The sequence below is a fragment of the Megamonas hypermegale genome (genome assembly GCF_900187035.1).
GTDB classification, from domain to species: Bacteria; Bacillota; Negativicutes; order Selenomonadales; family Selenomonadaceae; genus Megamonas; species Megamonas hypermegale.
On the sequence record NZ_LT906446.1, the window covers coordinates 704908 to 725612 of the forward strand.

Below are 20705 nucleotides of genomic sequence, written 5' to 3' on the forward strand. Positions count from 1 at the left end.
AGAAATAAAACAAAGTATGGAGGTTTGAATTATGGAGAAAATGCGAATGGAGTCCATGGATATAGTGGCTAAAAACGTGGAAAAGATAGAAAAATTATTTCCTGATTGCATTACAGAAGCTAGAGATGAAAATGGTAAATTACAGAAAGTTGTAGATAGAGATAAGTTGCTGCAAAATTTTTCACATAAGATAATCGGGGGGGGGTACAGCGGAACGTTATGAGTTTACTTGGGTAGGTAAAAAAGATGCTAAAGTAGAAGCTAATAGACCTATTCGTAAAACTTTGCGTCCATGTATTGAAGAAAGTAAAGACTGGGATAATACAGAAAACCTCTATATTGAAGGCGATAATTTAGATGTACTTAAATTATTGCAAAATAGTTACTTCAATAAAGTGAAAATGATATATATAGACCCACCATATAATACCGGTAATGACTTTATTTATAAGGATAATTTTTTCCAGACAACAGATGAATATGAGGAAGCTAAAGGTACTTTTAATGAAAATAATGAACGGTTATTTAAAAATACAGATACTAATGGTAGATTTCATTCTGATTGGTGTTCAATGATTTATCCTAGGTTAATATTAGCTAAAAATTTATTGGCTGATGATGGTTTGATTTTTATTTCAATTGATGATAGTGAGCAAGAAAATTTAAAGAAAATTTGTGATGAAATTTTTGGTGAAAATAATTTTATCTGTAATTTTGTTTGGAAATCTAAATTAGGAAAAGTGGGAACTGGTACTAAAATAGCTACTTTACATGAATATATAATATGTTATGCTAAAAAAATAAATTTAACTAAAATAAAAATGATAGAGAATAAATCTCAAGGAAGAAAAGAAAATTTAAGACAATGGGGTGTTGCTGATAGAAAAGAAGACAGACCATCAATGTTTTATCCTATAAATATAGAAGGTAAAGAGATATTTCCAATAAAAGAAGATAGAACAGAAGGAAGATGGAGAGTAGGTGAAGATACTGCTAAAAAGTTATTAAAAGAGGGTTATTTAGAGTTAGTAAATAAAAATGGGAAATATAATATATACAGAATATTTCCAGATAGTATATCATATATTCCCTTTGGTAGTTTGATATTGGATAATGTAGGAACAACAGCTAATGGAGCTAAAATATTAAAAGCTTTGAATATGAGTAGTAGTTTTAGTTTTTCAAAACCAGTTGATTTAATAAAATATTTTATAAATTTATTGATAAAAAGTAGCGGAATAATTATAGATTTTTTTAGTGGTTCAGCAACAACTGCTCATGCTGTTATGCAGTTAAATGCAGAAGATGGCGGTAAACGTAAGTTTATTATGGTACAGTTGCCAGAGAAAACAGATGAAAAGAGTGAGGCTTTTAAGGCGGGTTATAAAAATATTTGTGAAATCGGCAAAGAACGTATTCGCCGTGCTGGTGAAAAAATAAAAGAAGAAGCAGGGCTTAATGGGCAAGATTTAGATATTGGCTTTAGAGTTTTAAAATTAGATGATAGCAATATGAAAGACGTATACTATAGCATTGATGAATACGACCAACAAATGTTATCTAATTTAGAGGAAAATATAAAAAAAGATAGAACGGATTTAGATTTGTTATTCGGTTGTTTATTAGATTGGGGCGTAGAGCTGGATAAACCGTATATTACAAAAGATATCAATGGACATAAAGTGCATATCTATAATGATGGTGATTTAGTAGCTTGTTTTGAAAAAGATTTAGATATGGAAACTATAGATGAAATTGCAAAATTACAAGCTTTAAGAGTAGTATTTCGTGATAGCTGTTTTATCGATACACCTAGCAAAATAAATGTAGCTGAACGTTTTAAAATGATTGCTCCAGATACTGAAATAAAGGTTATATAATGGGGTGATGAATAGATGAAACTGCAATTTAAACATCAAAAATTTCAGCAGGATGCTGCAAATGCTGTTTGCGATATATTTATGGGACAACCATATGGTGTATTCCAATATAAAGTGGATAGTGGAAATAGTCCTACTTTGGATGATATGGGATGGAAAAATAAAAAAATTGAATTAAACGATGATATTATTTTATCTAGGGTACAAGATATCCAAAGAAAAAATATGATTGTGCCATCTAAAAAATTAGAAGGACGATATAATTTCACCATTGAAATGGAAACAGGTGTAGGTAAAACTTATACTTATATAAAAACTATATTTGAACTTAATAAAAGATATGGTTGGAGTAAGTTTATAGTAATCGTTCCATCTATTGCTATACGTGAAGGTGTGTATAAAACTTTTCAAGTTACACAAGACCATTTTGCAATGGAATATAATAAAAAAATTGATTTTTTTATCTATAACTCAAAACAAATAGCGCGTTTAGAAGATTTTGCAACTAGTAGTTCAATAAATGTAATGATAATAAATTCACAAGCTTTTAATGCCAACGGTAAAGATGCGCGCCGTATTTATATGGAATTGGATGAATTTCGCTCACGTGTACCAATTGAAGTTATAGCAGAAACCAATCCTATTTTAATCATAGATGAACCTCAATCTGTTGAAGGAAAGAAAACAAAAGAAGCATTAAAAGATTTTAATCCATTGTTTACTTTGCGCTATTCTGCTACGCATAAAAAAAATAGCATTTATAATATGGTTTATAAATTAGATGCGATAGATGCGTATAATCAAAAATTAGTAAAGAAAATTACTGTTAAAGGCATTACTCAAAGTGGAACTACTGGAACGGAAGGCTATTTATATTTAGATAAAATAAAACTATCAAAAGCTGCTCCAAAGGCTATAATTGAATTTGATGTGAAAAAAGCAAATGGAGTTATACGTAATAGTGTAACCGTAGGTGAAGGTTATAATCTTTATGAAAACTCGGGTAATCTGGATGAGTATAAAGATGGTTATGTAGTAAAAGAAATTAATGGTAAAGATGAATATATTGAACTTTTAAATGGTAAAAGGGTTTATGTAGATAAAGCAATTGGAGAAATGAATGAAGAACAAATACGCCGTGTTCAAATTCGTGAAACAATTCTTTCACATATTGAGAGAGAACGCCATTTATTCCGCAAAGGAATAAAAGTATTATCATTATTCTTTATTGATGAAGTAGCTCATTATAAATGGTATGATGAAGCAGGACAAGCACAAAATGGCATCTTTGCTAAAATGTTTGAAGAAGAGTACACAAATATCATAAATCATTTACAGCTAGAATTTTATGATGAAGAATATTTGAAGTATCTTGATAGTATTGATGTAAAAAGGACGCATGCAGGATATTTTTCTGTAGATAAAAAAGGGCATATGATTAACGGAAAGATATCAAAGAAAGAAAAAATATCTGATGATGTAGATGTATATGATTTAATCATGAAGGATAAAGAACGTTTATTATCTTTTGAAGAACCTGTACGATTTATCTTCTCTCATTCAGCATTAAAAGAAGGCTGGGATAATCCAAATGTATTTCAGATTTGTACATTAAAGCAAAGTAATAGTGATGTTCGCAAACGCCAAGAAGTAGGACGCGGACTGCGTTTATGTGTTAATAAAAATGGTGAACGTATGGATGAAGCTGTATTGGACAGAGATGTTCATAATGTAAATGTGCTGACTATTATTGCTAGTGAAAGTTATGATAGTTTTGCGCGTGGTTTACAAACTGAAATTGCTGAAAATATTGATAGACCAAGCGTTATTACAGAAGATTTATTTGTGGGTAAAATCATCGAGAATATCAATGGTGATAAGCTTGTTATAGATAAAGATATGGCACATAGCATGTGGTTTGACTTAGTTATTAGCAAGTATATTGATAAAAAAGGCATATTAACGGATAAATATCATACTGATTTGGATAATAAAGAAATTAAATTATCAGAAGAAGTACAAGAGTATGCACCAGAAATTATAAACATTATTAATTCTGTTTACGATGAAAAACGTTCACTTCCTATTGAAAACGCTAGAGATTATGATGTAGATTTAAAACTCGATAAAAATAAAATGGCTATGCCAGAATTTAAAGCTCTTTGGTCAAAAATAAATACAAAAACAGTGTATGAAGTTCATTTTAATACTAATGAATTGATAAAAAAAGCTATTTCAAATTTAAATGTTAATTTAAGAGTAGCTAATATTTATTTTAAAATTGAGACGGGCAGTCAAACTGATAGAATTGAATCAAAAGAAGATTTATTAGAAGGAAAGACTTTTGTAAAAGAAGATACTAAATCATATAACAGTCAAAGATATTCCAAAGTTAATAATGCAGTAAAATATGATTTAGTTGGCAAATTAGTAAAAGAAACTAATCTCACGCGCAAAGATATTATAGCCATTTTGACAGGTATTGAGAAAAATGTATTTAATATGTTTAAGAATAATCCTGAAGAATTTATTATTAAAGCTGCAAGAATAATAAATGATGCAAAGGCTACAACAGTGATTGAACATATTAGTTATGAATCAACAAATAATCATTACGATATAGATATATTTAATGATAATATGGTTAAAGGAAAACGCGATGTAAATTCAATTAAAGTAAATAAGCATTTATATGATTATGTTGTGTATGATTCAAATATTGAAAGAAAATTTGCCGAAGACTTAGATACAGATAGAAATGTAGCTGTATATGTAAAATTACCGAATAGCTTCTTTATTTCAACTCCAGTAGGTAAATACAATCCTGATTGGGCTATTGCTTTTTATGAAGGAACAGTTAAACATATTTATTTTGTAGCAGAAACAAAAGGTTCTATGTCATCTTTACAGCTTCGTTTAATTGAAGATACGAAAATTAAATGTGCAAGAAAACATTTTGCTGCAATTAGTAAAGGTGATGTCGTATATGATGTAATAGATAGCTATGATAAATTACTTGAAGTATTGAAAAGTTGAATGATATTTAAAAATGAATATAAATAATAATTATTGTTGACAAATAGTAATATTAATTATATTATATAGCTATGGTATTAATGAATTCTATTTAGCACTATGCTAACTTAAAATAATTATATTGGAGGTTTTCTTATTATGAAAAAATGGGTTTGCACTGTATGTGGTTGGGTTTATGATGAAGAACTCGGCGATCCAGATTACGATTTAGCTCCTGGTGTATCTTTTGAAGATTTACCAGACGATTTTGTTTGCCCTCTTTGTGGTGTAGGCAAAGACCAGTTTGAAGAACAAGAATAATTTTTGTTTGCAATCTATTAAGTTTGAAAGTAAAACGCAGTATTACCTTTTGGTATACTGCGTTTCTTGTATTATAAAATATTTTAATGTGAGGTAAGAATTTTGTTTAAACGAAAATATCATCATAATGCAACGAGTGATGATTGCGCTAAATTGTGTTGTACTAAAATCGAACATTTTTCTGCACATGCAGGTGAAACGAAAATTTTTGAAGACATAAATCTTCATATTCATTGTGGACAATTAACAGCAATTATCGGCCCTAATGGAGCAGGTAAATCGACTTTGCTTCGCTGTATTTTGGGAGAATTTCCGCATACAGGGAAATTGCATTATGTCGATGCTAAAGGCAAACACACAGGTCATCCTGTAATCGGTTATGTGCCTCAATACTTGCGTTTTGATAGAACTTCGCCGACAAGTGTAATGGATTTTTTCTGTGCATGTTTGTCACGCCGTCCTATTTGGTTATGTAATATGAAAAAATATCGTCCAATGGTTTTAGAAAGCTTAGCAAGAGTAAAAGCACAGCATTTAATAGATAGAAGACTGGGCGCTTTATCTGGCGGAGAAATGCAACGCGTTTTGCTTTCACTGGCTTTAAATCCGATGCCTGATTTACTGTTTTTAGATGAACCAGTATCTGGCGTTGACCATAATGGATTGAAATTGTTTTATGAAATTTTATCGGAACTCAGAGAAAAAGAAGATATGGCGATTGTGCTTGTATCGCATGATTTGCCACTTGTGGCAGAATATGCTGACCAAGTAGTGCTGTTGAATAAAAAAGTTATTTGTCATGGAACTCCTAAGGAAGTATTTAATCGCAAGGAAACGAAAGATATATTTGGCACGATTATAGTTCCAGATAGGGAGGAGGTCGAATAAATGCTCGATACAATTTATTCTGTAATAGATACGATTTTGCCATTTGCATGGCTTGGACATACTTTTATGAAAAATGCTTTTTTAGCGATACTAATGGTTACTCCGCTTTTAGGTATTTTAAGTACAATGGTTGTTAGCAATCGCATGGCATTTTTTTCAGATTCACTCGGTCATGGTGCTTTTACAGGCGTAGCAGTCGGTGTGCTTTTAGGCAGTGGGCAGCCTCTCGTTTCACTGATTATATTTTCAATAGTATTTGCGTGTGCTATCACGTACATTAAACATCGTAGCAGTGCTTCAACGGATACAATAATCGGTGTATTTTCTTCGGCGGGTATTGCCATAGGTCTTATTTTAATGTCACATGGCGGAAACATCGGTAATTACACTTCATATTTTATCGGTGATATTTTAAGCATAAGCGGTGAAGAATTATTGTATTTGTTCATCACGTTTTTAGTCGTAATCATCGCTTGGTGTATCTTATTTAATCAATTATTGATTATAAGCATAAATGATAGTTTTGCTGCCAGTCGTGGCATTAAAACACTGTATATTGAAATGATTTTTGCTGCTATTGTTGCAGTTGTCGTATCCATCAGTATTCAGTGGGTAGGGCTTTTAATCATCAATTCTCTCTTGATTTTGCCTGCCGCTGCTGCTAGAAACATAGCGGTTAACGCTCGTCAATATCATGGACTTTCCGTTTCATTTGCAATCGTATCGGGGCTTTTAGGTTTAATCATTTCATATTATGCAGATATCGCTACAGGTGCAACTATTGCTATTTTTGCAGCAGCGATATTTTTTATTACATTGTTTTTGCGACCGCATTTTCAGAGATAAACAGATATTTTGCTGGATTTAGTAAAAACTGTGTGCTATACTGAATTTCGCGGGTTTATTATATTATGTTAGGGCGGGATAAGGTTTTTATGAAGGTTACAAAAAAAGTAAAAGATGAAATGCTGGCTATTTTAGAGAATACTTATAAAGACACAAAATCAGCACTTAATTTTAATAATCCGTTTGAATTATTAATCGCAGTAATCTTGTCAGCGCAATGCACAGATAAACGTGTAAATGTTACGACTGCTAGATTATTTGCTAAAGCTAATACGCCAGAAGCTATTTTAAATATGGGCGTAGAAAATTTAGAAAATGAAATCCGTGATTGTGGATTATTCCGCAACAAGGCTAAAAATATAATTGCTACTTGTCATAAATTATGTAGTGATTATAATGGACAAGTGCCAAGCGGTTTTGATGAATTGTTAAAATTACCTGGTGTAGGTAGAAAAACGGCTAATGTCGTATCGAGTATTGCTTTTAATAGACCAGCGATTGCTGTTGATACACATGTTTTTCGCGTATCTAATAGATTGCGTTTAGCTGAAGGAGCTACACCAAATGAAGTAGAGAAAGGGTTGCAGAAGGCAATTCCTATGGAAAAATGGTCTGATGCACATCATTGGCTTATATGGCATGGTAGAAAAATTTGCCGTGCTAGAAAACCGTTGTGTGGAGAATGTCCATTAAAAGAACTGTGCCCATCAGCTGCAATTGATGCTTAAAAATATAAGGGGAGAGGTTTTGTATGATTTATCGTAAAGCTACTTTTAATGATGTTGAGGATATATTTGAATTAGTCAATGATTATGCCCAAGATGGAATTATGTTAGCGCGTTCACGTAATACATTATATGAAACATTGCGTGATATGTATGTTGCAGAAGAAAATGGTGAAATTTTAGGTGTTGGCGGGTTGCATATAGTTTGGGAAGAATTGGCCGAAGTACGCACATTGGCGGTTTCTAAAAAGGCTTTACGTCGTCATATTGGTGCAAATATTGTAAAACATTTGCTCGAAGAAGGCAAAATTTTAGGTGTACGAAGAGTATTTACTTTGACTTATCAAGATAAATTTTTCGCAAGCCTTGGTTTTGAAGTCGCTACAAAAGATAATTTACCGCAAAAAGTATGGAAAGAATGCATCGATTGCCCTAAGTTCCCGCATTGCGACGAAATCGCCATGGAACTTTACATTTAATAGATTAATAAAAGCTGGCTATTAGTCAGCTTTATTTTTTTGTCTTTGTAAAAGTTGAGGTTTATATAGTTGGCAAAAAGACCAATATGAACAATTATGGTTTGATATTTTATGTGCTAGTAAACTTATCTGTAATGGTTGTAATGAGTGTAAGCAAGATTGTAAATGATTGGTTATGTAACCTATTGGATGCATAAATAAATATTATGATAAATGGAGCTTGAATGGTTTCAGCAGGAAGTGCTAATATTGGTGCTATGACAAATGGACAACAACAAATATTAGCGGATGCGGCAGGAACAATAGAGCAAATGAATGGTGGTTCCCAGATAGTAAGTGGAACAGGAAGCATAAAAGATATGCAAGCAGGTGTTCAATATGTTGATGGTGGCAATGCAACAATAGAAAAAATGAATGGTGGAACACAAAAAATTTCATCAGGAAATGCAAGCATTAACACGATGGCTGGTGGACAACAACAAATACTAACTAATACTACAGGTAATATAAATATAGTAAATGGTGGTTCTCAGATAGTATGGGGAATTGGTGCAATTGATAGTTTGAATAGTGGAGAACAAATTATTGAAAATGGTGGTATTGGTACTATAAAAAATATTGTAGGTGGTAAACAGATTATAAAATCTGGTGGTACTGGGAAAGTTGAAAAATACACAGAAAACCAAATTATTCAAGCTGGTGGTACAGGTATTATTGAAACTTTAGATACTAAGTACACATTGACTTCTGGACAAACAGGAAAAGTAAATATTGTATTATCAGGAGGTACACAGATTGTAGGCAGTGGAGCAATTGGCTATGTTTCTAATGTACAATCTGGTGGACAACAAATTGTACAAGCTAATGGTATTGGTCATATTGATAAAATAAATCAAGATAGTGTAAATACACAAGTTGTTGAAAAAGGTGGTACAGGTATTATTGGTCAGTTAAATACAAGTATTACTTTGACAGAAGGACAAACTATTCAAGTAGAGAATTTCGGTGATAATGGTAAACTGGTTATTGGACAGGGAGCGACAGGTCAGACCGATAAATATGACGAAAATGTTGAAGTTGGTGAAGGTGGAACTATCAATGTAGGTACGTTGGATACTGAAATGAATTTAGAAGGAGATAAAACAGCTGTTATTGAAGACGAAATGACGGAAGATGCGGTACAAATTGTAGGACAAGATGCTACAGGAACAATAAAGAACTTGAACACTGGAATGCAAATAGTACAAAAAGGTGGTATTTCTAAAGACACTGTTATCAATGGTGGTTTATTATATGTAAATGAAGGTGCTATTGTACAAGATACTACAATTAATTCAGGAACGTTGTCATTTGCTAATACAGGTGGAGTATATGAATTAACAGGTACATTTACAGCTAATGGTGGAAATATTGTATTAACACAAGAAGCCTCTAATAAATTAAGAACTGTTAATACAATAAATAACGCCTCTTATGAAACTTTAAATATTCAAAAGATGAAAGGTTCAAATGCTCATTTTATTTTAGATACGGATTTGGAAAATGGTATGACATTTGACAAAAATGATGAAAGTAAAACATTAGCAGAATTGAAAAATGAGGCGACACAAAATAATGATAAGATTATAATTAATGAAGCTGAAAAAGGCACACATTATATACAAGTAAAAGACGCTAGTGGGGAAAATTTCTCTAAAATAGAACCAGGTAAATATCAAGTTCTAGTAGTAGATAAAAGTGGTAATTTAGAATTTAAAGGTGAAAAATACAATGCTGGCGGATTATATGAGTATGACCCATCTATTGTTCGTGGTGATAAATATGGATTGGATAAAAATGAATGGCTTTTAACTAGTGTAGAAAAAAATATAAATAATGATACTAGAGTTTTATTAGATGCTACAGATAATGCTTATGCAATGTGGAGAAATACAAATGATAGTATGCGTTCTCGTTTGGGTGAGTTGCATAATAGCAATATAAATGATATGGGATTATGGGCTAGATATCTTGATGGTAGTTTTGATAACAGTGCTTTTGACAGTGATTATAATTTATTCCAATTGGGATATGATAAACAAGCTGATACAAAATCTATTTATGGTGTAGCTATCGATTATGGTACTGGTAAAAGTAAATATGTAAATGGCGGTAGCAATGATAAATTAACTGCACTTAGTGTATATGCAGTATGGAATAATGATGATGATGCATATACAAATTTAACAGCACGTATAGGTCAATTTGATACAGAATTAAATTCTTATGGAGATTATGCAGATAGTACAAATTATAAACATAATGCGTACAGTTTAAGTGCTGAATACGGTAAACGTTATAATTATGATAATAATTTTTATATTGAACCACAAGCACAATTAACTATTGGTAGATTAGCAAGTTTTGACTATACTACAAATCGTGGTGCAACAGGGAATGTTGATGGATTAAATAGTGTTATTACTCGTTTAGGTTTTACAGTAGGTAAACAAGCAGAAAATGGAAATAATATTTATTTAAAAGCTGATATGTATCATGAATTTGCAGGAACACGAAATTTAATACTTGAAAGTAAAGCCAGTGGAAGTAGTGAATTTTTATCTAGAAATGCAGACTATAGTGATACATGGTTTGAAGTAGGTGTTGGTGGTAATATTAAATTATCTGAAGACGTTACTTTCTATGGTGATGTAACACGTGGATTTGGTGGCGACATTAATAAAGATTGGCAAGTAAATGGAGGTATTCGTTGGGCATTTTAATTTAAATTAATATATTTAAGTAATAAATCATAAAAAGCTCTATGAATTGCACCCAAAAAGTTGGATATAAAAACAATTTTTTGGGTGCAGTTTTTATATAATTAAATATTCAAATGAACTTAAAAGAAAAAGGCATTATCCAAAGCATGAGCCGAAAGAAAACTTGCTTAGATAATGCCGTAATAGAAAATTTCTTTGGTTTATTAAAAATAGAATTAATCTATTAAAAAAATTTAAATCTGTTGAAGATTTTATAAATGAATAAAGATAAAACTAAAAGGACTTAGTCCCGTAAAACACAGAACTAAGTCCTATTTAGTAGCTTAATTAATATGTCCAATATTTTGGGTGCATATCACATATGTTCAGTTTTTTATCGTATTATATTATTGTACACCGGATTCGATTAAGCCATATTTGCCATCTTTACGTCTGTAAACAACATTAACGTCTTCTGTTTTATCGTCGCGATATACAAAGAAATCGTGGTTTAATAAATTCATTTGCATTATAGCTTCTTGAACATCCATAGGTTTAACTATAAAACGTTTTGTTTTGATGATAACAGCGTCTTCATCTTCTGCATGTTTACCGGAGCCTGCGCCCTGAGACATCAATTCAGTTTTCATGCTGCCTTCGCGGAAACGTCTTTCCAATTTAGTTTTATATTTACGAATTTGGCGTTCAATTTTTTCGATAACTAAATCTATAGATGTATACATATCCATAGTTGCTTCCTGTCCACGAAGTAAAATACCCTGAACAGGTACAGTAACTTCTACAATATGACGGTCTTTTGATACTGTAAGAAGGACGGTAATTTCTCCGACATTATCGAAGTACTTTGTTACTTTTCCTATTTTCTTTTCTACATAGTCGTGAAGTGCAGGAGTGACTTCAATGTTTTTGCCTCTAATAGTGAATGTTGCCATATGCATTCATCCCCTTTTCTGTATCTTTAGTTATATATATTCTACATAGAGAAATGTATTCCTGCTGTTTTTTATAAATTTTTTAAAAAATTTATATTTATATTTTATTTTTATGAGAAAGTTCTTATCAAGATTAATATTTGCAAATGAAATAAAAAGCTATATAATATCCTATAGAATAGGAGAGATAAACAAATGTTAGATACAGATTTATGTTGGTGTGGCAGTGGCAAACAGTATGCCGAATGCCATAAAAGTTTTGATGAACGTTTAAATTCAATCAAATTAAAAAAATTTAGAGGTCAATGCCGTCCTCCACGTCAGATTATCAAAAATGAAAAAGATATTGAAGGTATCAGAAAAAGTGGCATTATAAATAATGGTGCACTCGATTTAATTGCTGAAAATATCTGCGCTGGAATGGATACGGAAACAGTAAATTTATTAGCGCATAATTATATTGTAGAACATGGCGGTATTCCTGCATGTCTCAATTATGAAGGCTATCCAAAAAGCATTTGCGTATCAATCAATAATGTAGTTTGCCATGGTATTCCAAGTCGCGACATCGTCTTAAAAGATGGCGATATCGTAAATGTCGATGTAACTACAATTCTTGATGGTTATTATGCTGATGCTTCTCGTATGTTTATGATTGGTGATGTTTCACCTAAAGCTAAAAAATTAGTTGAAGTGACAAAAGAATGTATGGAACTCGGTATTAAAGCACTTAAACCATGGGGTTTTATCGGTGATGTAGGTGCTGCAATTCAGTATTACGCTCATAAAAATGGCTATTCCATAGTTGAAGTATTAGGCGGTCATGGCGTAGGTAAAGAATTCCATGAAGAACCATTTGTCGCTCATTTTGGCAAACAAAATACGGGTATGCTTCTCGTTCCTGGTATGGTTTTAACAGTAGAACCAATGATTAATATGGGTAAAAAAGATGTAGTAATCGACCCACTTGATAATTGGACTATTTATACAAAAGATGGTTCATTATCTGCTCAATGGGAAAAAACTGTATTGATTACAGAAACAGGTACAGAAATTTTAGCTTATTAATCTGATTTTCGGTTTATTAATTGCAAAAGAAATGCTTCCTGAAATTTTATTTTGTTCAGGAAGCATTTTTATACTATATTTGACAAAAGGAGTTTTGTGATGACACAGCCAATGATAACAATGGAACATGTTTCTAAAAAATATGAAAATGATGCTTTGGCTTTAGATGATGTTAATATAACAATTAATAAAGGTGAATTTGTTTTTATAGTTGGGCCAAGTGGAGCCGGTAAATCCACTTTTATGCGTTTATTATTGCGAGAAACTTTGCCTAGTTCTGGTACAGTAAAAGTTAATGGATATAATATTTCCAAAATGAAAAATAAAGATGTACCGTATTTAAGACGCAGTCTGGGCATTGTATTTCAGGATTATCGCTTATTGCCGAACAAAACGGTTTATGAAAATGTTGCCTTTGCAATGCGCGTTATCGAAGCACCGCGCCGTTTAATTCAGCGCAGTGTAATCAGTGTTTTAGATGTAGTAGGCTTAAAAGAAAAATATCGCTGTTTTCCTAGTCAATTATCTGGCGGAGAACAACAGCGCGTGGCTATCGCTAGAGCTATTGTCAATCAGCCTTCTATCGTTATAGCCGATGAACCTACAGGCAATCTTGACCCAGAAACGACTTGGGGTATTATGGAAATTTTTCATCGCATTAATCAGTCAGGCACAACAATTGTCATGGCAACGCATAATAAAGATATCGTAGATACTATGCAACGCCGTGTTATAGCGATTTCCGATGGAAAGATTATCCGTGATGTGGCACAGGGAGGTTATGACGATGAAATTTAGCACGAGTGAGTATTTTATCAAGGAAGTATACCTCTCGTTTAAGCGCAACACTTGGATGACGTTAGCTTCAATATTGACAGTAGTATTATCATTGTTCATTTTAGGATTTTTCTCTATTGCGGTATTGAATTTAAATAAATTGGCTAATACTTTAGAGTCACAGGTACAAGTCAGTGTATATTTAAAAGATGATATCAATAAAGAAGATTTAGATGAAACAAAACGGGTTTTAGAAAATATTGAAGGCACGCAGAGCGTAAAATATATAACGCGCGATGAAGCAATGAAGAATTTTAAAGACCGTTTGGGTGACCAACAGTTTTTATTAGATGCCTTAGACAATACTAATCCATTGCCAGACTCATTTTCAGTCGTGGTGACGACACCAGAGCAAGTTAAAGAAGTGGCAGATGTAGCGCAGACTTTATTTACGGTTGAAAGCGTATCATACAGTCAAGATATAATAAACCATATTTTTAATTTGACTCATTTGATTAGAATTGTCGGAGTAGCTTTGATAATTCTGTTATTAGCTGCGGCAATATTTATAATTTCTAATACAATCCGTTTGACCGTATTTGCACGACGTAAAGAAATTGCTATAATGAAATATGTTGGCGCGACTGATTGGTTCATTCGCTGGCCGTTTTTATTAGAAGGTATTGCACTAGGCTTTATCGGTGGCAGTATTGCAGCATTTTTATTAATTATGATTTATGCGCAAATATCACAGGAAATTTACGATGCAATGGCATTTTTCCCATTAATTCCACAATATCCTTTTATTAATTATATTGTTTTGGCAGTGCTTATAAGTGGTATTGTTATCGGTGCAGTAGGAAGCCTTATCTCGCTTAAAAGATTTCTTAGAGTTTAAGGAGCAATAGTTGATGAGAATTTTTATAATCTTTATGTTGATATGTTCTCTGATGAATACGACTTTTGCTCAGACTTTAGGAGAACGACAAGATGAATTGAATGAAAAGGCACAGGCTGAACGACAAAAGATAGACGAAGCAAATAAGAAAATAGATGAAGTTTCGGAAAAAATGCGCGCTATGCAAGATGATTTAGATACTGCCAATGCTGAATATAATGAAGTAAAGACAAAACTTGATGATGCTAATGCTCAGATTAAAGAGAATGAGGAAAAATTAGAAAAGACAGAGGCTTCATTAAAGGAAAATAGAAAGTATTTGCAAAAGCGAGTGCGTAATATTTACATGCATGGGCAAATTTCCTATTTAGATATATTGTTTGGTGCTAAGGATTTTTCTGATTTTCTTACACGAATGGATTTGATAAAGCGAATTTTGCGTTATGATTATGATTTAATCACTAAGATTAATGATGAACGCAATACAATCGTTGAAACAAAGAAACAATTAGAAAAAGATAAGAAAGAAACAGAAAAATTATATGATGATGCCTTGCATAAAAAATTAGTAATGGATAGAAAAAAAGACGCGTTAGATAAGATGATGGATAGGCTGAAATACGATAAAGAAACATCTGAAAAAGCTTATCAAGAAATAATGGCGGCATCAGCTAATATAACGCGAATGTTGCAAAACCATAGCCCTTCTACTGTAATGGGTACAGGGCAAATGATTTGGCCATTAGGTGGGCCAGTGACTTCAGAATTTGGCTGGCGTACACATCCGATTTATGGAAATGCTCGTTTTCATAGTGGCATTGATATTGGCGGTGATTATGGGCTTAATATCGCAGCAGCAGATTCTGGCACAGTCACTTATGCTGGCTGGATTAGTGGCTACGGCAATACAGTCATAATAGACCATGGCAATGGCATTTCTACATTGTACGGGCATAATCAATCGCTCACAGTCAGTGAAGGTCAAGCCGTATCACAAGGACAGACCATTGCACATTGCGGTTCAACGGGTAACTCTACAGGGCCACATTGTCATTTTGAAGTGCGCGTAAACGGTGAACCGACAAGCCCATATGGCTATCTTTGATTAATCTATAATTTTGGTGATAAAAATGAATAAAATATTGAGAAATATAATAATAGCTTTGTTGATAGCGATTTTTTCTTCCTTATCAACATTGGGCGTTATTTATTATTTACTTGGTTTCAATCAGCAGGGATTTTTCAATCTCATGCGTTTTGTAACAGCATATCGTTTTATTGAACTTAAATATGTAAATCAAACAGATGATGTTAATTTAATAGATGGCGCTATTGATGGAATGGTAAAATCTTTAGGCGACCCACATTCTAATTATCTCTCTCCTAAGATGTATCAAAGTCTAAAAGAACAAACACAAGGTTCTTTTGCAGGCATTGGCGTGGTAATGGGAATGGATAATAATAAAAATATTAATATTGTCGCTGTAATGGAAGACTCTCCTGGTCAAAAAGCTGGACTTGCCGAAGGCGACCAGATAATAGCAGTAGATGGAACACCTGTCACAGAAATGGCTTTTGATGAAGTGGCAGCTCATGTGCGTGGTGAACCAGGAACTGATGTAGTACTTACAATCATGCGCGATGGCACTCAGCAAGATTATACAATTACTCGTGATAATATCAAGCTTAAAACAGTTGGTCATGAAATGCTCGATAACAATATCGGCTACATTCAGATTGTTTCATTCTCTGAAGATACAGCACAGGAATTTATGGACGCATATACTGATTTACAAAATCAAGGTATGCAAGGTTTAGTGCTTGATTTACGAAATAATCCAGGTGGACTTTTAGGTGCATGCGTTGATATTGCTAAAAATCTTGTACCAAAAGGCGATATTGTTTCAATTGTGGATAAAGATGGAAATAAAGAAGTTTATAGCTCTGATTTAGAACAAGTACCGTATCCTGTAGCTGTTTTAATCAATAAAAACAGTGCAAGTGCTTCAGAAATTTTATCAGGCGCTATACAAGATACAAAATCAGGTGTGATAATCGGCGAAACTTCATATGGAAAAGGTTCTGTACAGACGATTTTACCAATGATGGATGATGATGCAGTAAAATTGACAATTGCCAAATATTATACGCCAAGTGGTCGCTCCATTGATGGTGTAGGTATCACGCCAGATATAGAAGTCAAATTAGATGAAGGTTCTACAGTTGATACACAGCTTGATAAAGCAAAAGAAGTAATAAGTCAACAGATAAATAATCAATAGTTTATAAAAAAGCGGTAGTTTTTTGATATGCACCCAAAATATTGGACATATTAATTAAGCTATTAATTGAGACTTAGTTCTGTATTCTACGGGACTAAGTCCTTTTAGTTTTATCTTTATCCGTTTTGTATTATAATATTTTATATAAGATTTTAACTCTTTTATAAAATCTTCAACGGATTTAAATTTTTTTAAATAGAACAATTCGCTTTTTAGCAAACCAAAGAAATTTTCTATTACGGCATTATCTAAGCAGTTTCCTTTTCGGCTCATGCTTTGGATAATGCCTTTTTCTTTTAATAACTCCTGATATCTTCTATTCTGATACTGCCATCCTTGGTCTGAGTGTAGAATTATCCCTTTTGTTTCTTTTATCTTTCTTGTTGCATCTTCTACCATATCTAATACTTGCTTTAGTATTAGTCTTTTCGATATTTTATAACATATTATTTCTCCGTTATATAAATCTATTATTGGTGATAAATATATTTTTTCATTACATAATGCAAATTCTGTTACATCTGTTGCCCATTTTTCGTTTGGTTTTTCTGCTTTGAAATTTCTATTTAATATATTTTTAGCTATTTTCCCTTCTTGCCCTCTATATGATTTATATTTCTTTGCTCTTACTTTGCATGTTAAATTTTCTTCTTTCATCAATCTCATAACTACTTTATGATTGACTTTTATTCCTTGTTTATGCAGCTGCATAGTTACTCTTCTATATCCATATCTTCCATGATTTTTATTACAAATATTATGAATTAATGTTTTTAATCCTTTATATTTGTCTTCTTTTGATAAATTTTTTAATGCATCATAATATGTGCTTTTAGCTAATTTTGTATAGTTTAATAGGGCTTTTAGAGTATATTTTTTCCTTAATTTAGCAATTACTAAAACTAGTGTCTTCCTTCCTTTTCCCATTGCTTCATTAAGGCATGCCACTTTTTTAATAGGTCATTTTCCATCCTTAATTGATAATTTTCTTGTTCCAATTGTTCAACATAAGAAAGTTCTTTTTTAGGTTTGTTAACTTTGTTTTTAGATTTTTTCATAGATGGTCTACCTCGTTTCTTAGAAACTAAGCCAGAAAATCCATAAGAGCTATACAATTTTTCCCATGTAGAAATTGTACCAGTATTAGGAATGGAAAATTTGGCTGCTGTTTGATTTAATGATAAATGATGTAGCCATTTATATTCAATAACTTTTTGTTTAAAGATAGGAGTATATTTACGATTTTTATGAAGAAGTTGTGAGATGCCACCATTTTCATAATGAAATATCCATCTACGAAGAGAAGCTGTATTTGGCATGTTTAGAATTTTAGATACATGAGAAATAGAATCTCCTTTTAAAACCATTTTAATTGCTTTAACTTTAAATTCATTTGAGTATTTAGTCATAAAAAAACTGCACCTCCAAAAGTTGTTTTTTTGTCCAACTTTTGGGGTGCAGTTCATTTTACTATCGCTTTTTTTATTGTGATGTATAGGGCTATATTTATTAAGATAATTGAAATATAAATGATAGAAATGTACAATATTATTGTATTTTATATTTGGTGGTGATTTTATGAAAAAAGTAATGGCTCCTTGTGTAGAGTGCTTTAAAGAAACGGGTATACCTAATTTTAATTTTGTAATACAAGAACAAAATGATGAATGTGTATATTCATTTAAATGTGATAAAGGTCACGAATTCATATTGATACAGCAAATTCAAAGATTTGAATTAAAATTCGATATGGCTTGTTTTAGCTATATAAATGATGATTACAGTGCGGCTGTAATGCATTGTGCTTCAGCTCTTGAGCGTTTTAGAGAATTTTTTGTGCAAGCGGTATGGCTTAATAATAATTGCAAAGAAAATATAGCTTTATATGAAAAATATTGGAAAAAAGTAAAATCTAGGTCTGAAAACCAATTAGGTACATTTTATGTAGTTTATTTCTCTAAATTTGGGGATTTAGATGATGTAATTGAGCGTGAAGTAAAATTCACACAAGGTGATGTTTAATTTAGAAATAATGTAGTGCATAAGGGATTTTATGCTAATCGGGAAAGAACTTTTGCATACTTAGAAAAAGTATATAAATATATTTCTATTTTATTAAAATATTTAAATGACAGATATGCGAATGGTATAAAAGAAGCTATATCATATAATATCGAAACTAATGTAAACGAATACAAAAAATCTTGTAACAAAAAAGTTTGTTCATCTACAATAACAGAATATCATGTTATATCTTTAAGTGATTTGGAAAATATCGAAAATCCAAAACCATTACTTGATAGAATAAATACTTATATTGATATGACAAATAAGGTTAATAGTATGATTACTAATAAGCCGAGCGATTTTGTAGAAAGAATAATTCAGCATAATAAATAGATAAATATATAAATAATTTATTAGACAAATGTTAATTTATATTAAGTCTTTTTACTAAAAAATATTAAAATTCTATTAAATAAAGAAAAGTAAAATATATAGCTAAATATCTAAAATGTGATATAATGAATGTAATACTATGCTATAGTGTATTAATATACTATATGCACAAAAAACTTAGATACTCTAAGTAAAGGGGATTTATATATGATTATTAAGCCAAGAGTAAAAGATTTTATATGTTTGACTTCTCATCCTGAAGGCTGTAAAGAAAATGTTCGCCGTCAAATCGAATATGTAAAAAATCAGCCTAAAGTTGATTTGGGTAAACGTGTATTGGTAATCGGCGCATCCACTGGTTACGGATTAGCATCTCGTATTTGTGCTGCTTATGGTAGCGGAGCTTCTACTATCGGTATTATTTTCGATAAACCAGCTCATGGAAAACGCACTGCTACAGCTGGCTGGTACAATACAGCAGCTTTTGAAGAAATAGCTAAAGCTGATGGACTTTATGCTAAAACTATAAATGGCGATGCTTTTTCACAAGAAATCAAAGCAAAAACTATCGAATTAATCAAAAAAGATTTTGGTCAAATCGACATGATAGTTTATTCTCTTGCTGCTCCACGTCGCACTACAGCTGATGGTACTATGTACTCTTCCGTACTTAAAACAGTAGATAAACCATTTACAGCTAAAACTCTTAACTTAAAAACAAATGAAGTTACCGAAGCCACACTTCCTCCAGCAACTCCTGAAGAAGTTGAAGCAACTATTAAAGTTATGGGTGGCGAAGACTGGGCAGATTGGATGCACGCATTAAAAGATGCAGACGTACTTGCACCAAACGCTTTGAGCATTGCATATTCCTATATTGGTTCAAAAATCACTTATCCAATATATTATGAAGGCACTATCGGTGCTGCTAAACAAGATTTATATAAAACAGCTGAAAACTTACGCAAAGAAGGCTTTAATGCCGTTATTTCTGTAAATAAAGCATTGGTAACACAGTCTAGCTCTGCTATTCCTATTGTACCTTTATATGTTGCAGTAATGTATCGTGTAATGAAAGATAAAAATGTTCATGAAGGAACTATTCAACAGATGTCCCGCTTATGGCATGAATATTTATCTAAAGATAACCCAGTAAAAGATGATGAAGGACGTATACGCATCGATGATTTAGAAATGCGCGATGATGTTCAGGAAACAATCTTCAAATATTGGGATATTGTAAACAATGATAATTTAAAACAATATGCTGATGTTGAAGGCTATTGGAATGATTTCTACAACTTATTTGGTTTTGGTTTCGATAACGTAGATTATGATGCAGATGTAAATCCAGATATTGAAATCGATTTAGTAAAATAATAAAAAAACGGGACTATTATAATATAGTTCCGTTTTTTACATATGAAAACGT

At 32.0% G+C, this 20705-nt stretch carries 20 protein-coding genes and 1 pseudogene; 18 read left to right on the forward strand and 3 right to left on the reverse strand.

Features of this window, described 5'->3' with window-relative positions:
• Window positions 1-31: 31 nt before the first annotated feature.
• The 10 genes and pseudogenes from CKV65_RS10850 to CKV65_RS10900 all read left to right on the forward strand — a co-directional run.
• The gene (locus CKV65_RS10850; protein ID WP_197695389.1) at window positions 32-223 is read left to right on the forward strand and encodes a hypothetical protein; all 192 of its coding nucleotides are present in this window, start codon (window positions 32-34) and stop codon (window positions 221-223) included.
• A gap of 61 nt (window positions 224-284) precedes the next feature.
• Window positions 285-1880: a site-specific DNA-methyltransferase gene (locus CKV65_RS03335; protein ID WP_197695391.1), complete on the forward strand. Its 1596-nt coding sequence runs from the start codon at window positions 285-287 to the stop codon at window positions 1878-1880.
• 15 nt (window positions 1881-1895) lie between these two features.
• Complete coding sequence (locus CKV65_RS03340) at window positions 1896-4916, forward strand: type III restriction-modification system endonuclease (RefSeq protein ID WP_027889718.1); 3021 nt, start codon at window positions 1896-1898, stop codon at window positions 4914-4916.
• A 138-nt stretch (window positions 4917-5054) separates the two neighbouring features.
• Complete coding sequence (gene rd, locus CKV65_RS03345) at window positions 5055-5216, forward strand: rubredoxin (protein ID WP_027889719.1); 162 nt, start codon at window positions 5055-5057, stop codon at window positions 5214-5216.
• Between the two features lie 102 nt (window positions 5217-5318).
• Window positions 5319-6104 carry a metal ABC transporter ATP-binding protein gene (locus tag CKV65_RS03350; protein ID WP_027889720.1) on the forward strand — a complete coding sequence of 262 codons (786 nt, stop codon included), beginning with the start codon at window positions 5319-5321 and terminating at the stop codon, window positions 6102-6104.
• On the forward strand, window positions 6105-6950 hold the full coding sequence (locus tag CKV65_RS03355) for a metal ABC transporter permease (protein WP_027889721.1): 846 nt from the start codon (window positions 6105-6107) through the stop codon (window positions 6948-6950).
• A gap of 89 nt (window positions 6951-7039) precedes the next feature.
• The gene (nth, locus tag CKV65_RS03360; protein WP_027889722.1) at window positions 7040-7678 is read left to right on the forward strand and encodes an endonuclease III; all 639 of its coding nucleotides are present in this window, start codon (window positions 7040-7042) and stop codon (window positions 7676-7678) included.
• A 23-nt stretch (window positions 7679-7701) separates the two neighbouring features.
• The gene (locus tag CKV65_RS03365) at window positions 7702-8154 is read left to right on the forward strand and encodes an N-acetyltransferase (RefSeq protein WP_027889723.1); all 453 of its coding nucleotides are present in this window, start codon (window positions 7702-7704) and stop codon (window positions 8152-8154) included.
• A gap of 224 nt (window positions 8155-8378) precedes the next feature.
• A complete protein-coding gene (locus CKV65_RS03370; protein WP_027889724.1) occupies window positions 8379-10916 on the forward strand; it encodes an autotransporter outer membrane beta-barrel domain-containing protein in 2538 nt (845 codons plus the stop codon).
• A 110-nt stretch (window positions 10917-11026) separates the two neighbouring features.
• A pseudogene (locus CKV65_RS10900) lies at window positions 11027-11243 on the forward strand (IS3 family transposase); the annotation flags it as partial.
• A 59-nt stretch (window positions 11244-11302) separates the two neighbouring features.
• On the opposite strand, the gene hpf reads toward CKV65_RS10900, so the two are convergent.
• Complete coding sequence (gene hpf, locus CKV65_RS03375) at window positions 11303-11848, reverse strand: ribosome hibernation-promoting factor, HPF/YfiA family (RefSeq protein ID WP_027889725.1); 546 nt, start codon at window positions 11846-11848, stop codon at window positions 11303-11305.
• Window positions 11849-12043: 195 nt separating this feature from the next.
• Between hpf and CKV65_RS03380 the strand changes: the two genes are divergently transcribed.
• The 5 genes from CKV65_RS03380 (at window position 12044) to CKV65_RS03400 (ending at window position 16873) form a co-directional block, all read left to right on the forward strand.
• Window positions 12044-12916 (forward strand): methionyl aminopeptidase, encoded by an 873-nt coding sequence (locus tag CKV65_RS03380; RefSeq protein WP_027889726.1) that lies wholly within the window; start codon window positions 12044-12046, stop codon window positions 12914-12916.
• A 111-nt stretch (window positions 12917-13027) separates the two neighbouring features.
• Window positions 13028-13714: a cell division ATP-binding protein FtsE gene (ftsE, locus tag CKV65_RS03385; protein ID WP_027889727.1), complete on the forward strand. Its 687-nt coding sequence runs from the start codon at window positions 13028-13030 to the stop codon at window positions 13712-13714.
• Window positions 13704-14591, forward strand: coding sequence for a permease-like cell division protein FtsX (gene ftsX / locus CKV65_RS03390; protein WP_027889728.1), 888 nt, complete (start codon window positions 13704-13706; stop codon window positions 14589-14591). The genes ftsE and ftsX overlap by 11 nt, the downstream gene beginning before the upstream one ends.
• A 13-nt stretch (window positions 14592-14604) precedes the next feature.
• Window positions 14605-15696, forward strand: coding sequence for a murein hydrolase activator EnvC family protein (locus CKV65_RS03395; RefSeq protein ID WP_036254462.1), 1092 nt, complete (start codon window positions 14605-14607; stop codon window positions 15694-15696).
• A 25-nt stretch (window positions 15697-15721) separates the two neighbouring features.
• The gene (locus CKV65_RS03400) at window positions 15722-16873 is read left to right on the forward strand and encodes a S41 family peptidase (protein ID WP_027889730.1); all 1152 of its coding nucleotides are present in this window, start codon (window positions 15722-15724) and stop codon (window positions 16871-16873) included.
• Between the two features lie 54 nt (window positions 16874-16927).
• Here CKV65_RS03400 and CKV65_RS03405 read toward each other — a convergent pair whose 3' ends face one another.
• Both CKV65_RS03405 and CKV65_RS03410 read right to left on the reverse strand, forming a co-directional pair.
• Window positions 16928-17800 carry an IS3 family transposase gene (locus CKV65_RS03405; protein ID WP_095197681.1) on the reverse strand — a complete coding sequence of 291 codons (873 nt, stop codon included), beginning with the start codon at window positions 17798-17800 and terminating at the stop codon, window positions 16928-16930.
• Complete coding sequence (locus CKV65_RS03410; RefSeq protein WP_169711911.1) at window positions 17776-18282, reverse strand: helix-turn-helix domain-containing protein; 507 nt, start codon at window positions 18280-18282, stop codon at window positions 17776-17778. The genes CKV65_RS03405 and CKV65_RS03410 overlap by 25 nt, the downstream gene beginning before the upstream one ends.
• Before the next feature lie 169 nt (window positions 18283-18451).
• Here CKV65_RS03410 and CKV65_RS03415 point away from each other — a divergent pair, with 169 nt between their 5' ends.
• From CKV65_RS03415 to fabV, 3 genes are all read left to right on the forward strand, one after another.
• The gene (locus CKV65_RS03415; protein ID WP_027890909.1) at window positions 18452-18895 is read left to right on the forward strand and encodes a hypothetical protein; all 444 of its coding nucleotides are present in this window, start codon (window positions 18452-18454) and stop codon (window positions 18893-18895) included.
• A 15-nt stretch (window positions 18896-18910) separates the two neighbouring features.
• Complete coding sequence (locus CKV65_RS03420; RefSeq protein ID WP_027890910.1) at window positions 18911-19273, forward strand: hypothetical protein; 363 nt, start codon at window positions 18911-18913, stop codon at window positions 19271-19273.
• Window positions 19274-19480: 207 nt separating this feature from the next.
• The gene (gene fabV / locus CKV65_RS03425; protein ID WP_027890911.1) at window positions 19481-20653 is read left to right on the forward strand and encodes an enoyl-ACP reductase FabV; all 1173 of its coding nucleotides are present in this window, start codon (window positions 19481-19483) and stop codon (window positions 20651-20653) included.
• Window positions 20654-20705 lie beyond the last annotated feature (52 nt).

Bases quoted from the DNA above. Each gene is read 5' to 3' on its own strand.
- CKV65_RS10850 (WP_197695389.1), top strand. From the start codon at position 32: ATGGAGAAAATGCGAATGGAGTCCATGGATATAGTGGCTAAAAACGTG.
- CKV65_RS03340 (WP_027889718.1), top strand. From the start codon at position 1,896: ATGAAACTGCAATTTAAACATCAAAAATTTCAGCAGGATGCTGCAAAT.
- rd (WP_027889719.1), top strand. From the start codon at position 5,055: ATGAAAAAATGGGTTTGCACTGTATGTGGTTGGGTTTATGATGAAGAA.
- CKV65_RS03355 (WP_027889721.1), top strand. From the start codon at position 6,105: ATGCTCGATACAATTTATTCTGTAATAGATACGATTTTGCCATTTGCA.
- nth (WP_027889722.1), top strand. From the start codon at position 7,040: ATGAAGGTTACAAAAAAAGTAAAAGATGAAATGCTGGCTATTTTAGAG.
- CKV65_RS03365 (WP_027889723.1), top strand. From the start codon at position 7,702: ATGATTTATCGTAAAGCTACTTTTAATGATGTTGAGGATATATTTGAA.
- CKV65_RS03370 (WP_027889724.1), top strand. From the start codon at position 8,379: ATGGTTTCAGCAGGAAGTGCTAATATTGGTGCTATGACAAATGGACAA.
- hpf (WP_027889725.1), bottom strand. From the start codon at position 11,848: ATGGCAACATTCACTATTAGAGGCAAAAACATTGAAGTCACTCCTGCA.
- CKV65_RS03380 (WP_027889726.1), top strand. From the start codon at position 12,044: ATGTTAGATACAGATTTATGTTGGTGTGGCAGTGGCAAACAGTATGCC.
- ftsE (WP_027889727.1), top strand. From the start codon at position 13,028: ATGATAACAATGGAACATGTTTCTAAAAAATATGAAAATGATGCTTTG.
- ftsX (WP_027889728.1), top strand. From the start codon at position 13,704: ATGAAATTTAGCACGAGTGAGTATTTTATCAAGGAAGTATACCTCTCG.
- CKV65_RS03395 (WP_036254462.1), top strand. From the start codon at position 14,605: ATGAGAATTTTTATAATCTTTATGTTGATATGTTCTCTGATGAATACG.
- CKV65_RS03400 (WP_027889730.1), top strand. From the start codon at position 15,722: ATGAATAAAATATTGAGAAATATAATAATAGCTTTGTTGATAGCGATT.
- CKV65_RS03405 (WP_095197681.1), bottom strand. From the start codon at position 17,800: ATGGGAAAAGGAAGGAAGACACTAGTTTTAGTAATTGCTAAATTAAGG.
- CKV65_RS03410 (WP_169711911.1), bottom strand. From the start codon at position 18,282: ATGACTAAATACTCAAATGAATTTAAAGTTAAAGCAATTAAAATGGTT.
- CKV65_RS03415 (WP_027890909.1), top strand. From the start codon at position 18,452: ATGAAAAAAGTAATGGCTCCTTGTGTAGAGTGCTTTAAAGAAACGGGT.
- fabV (WP_027890911.1), top strand. From the start codon at position 19,481: ATGATTATTAAGCCAAGAGTAAAAGATTTTATATGTTTGACTTCTCAT.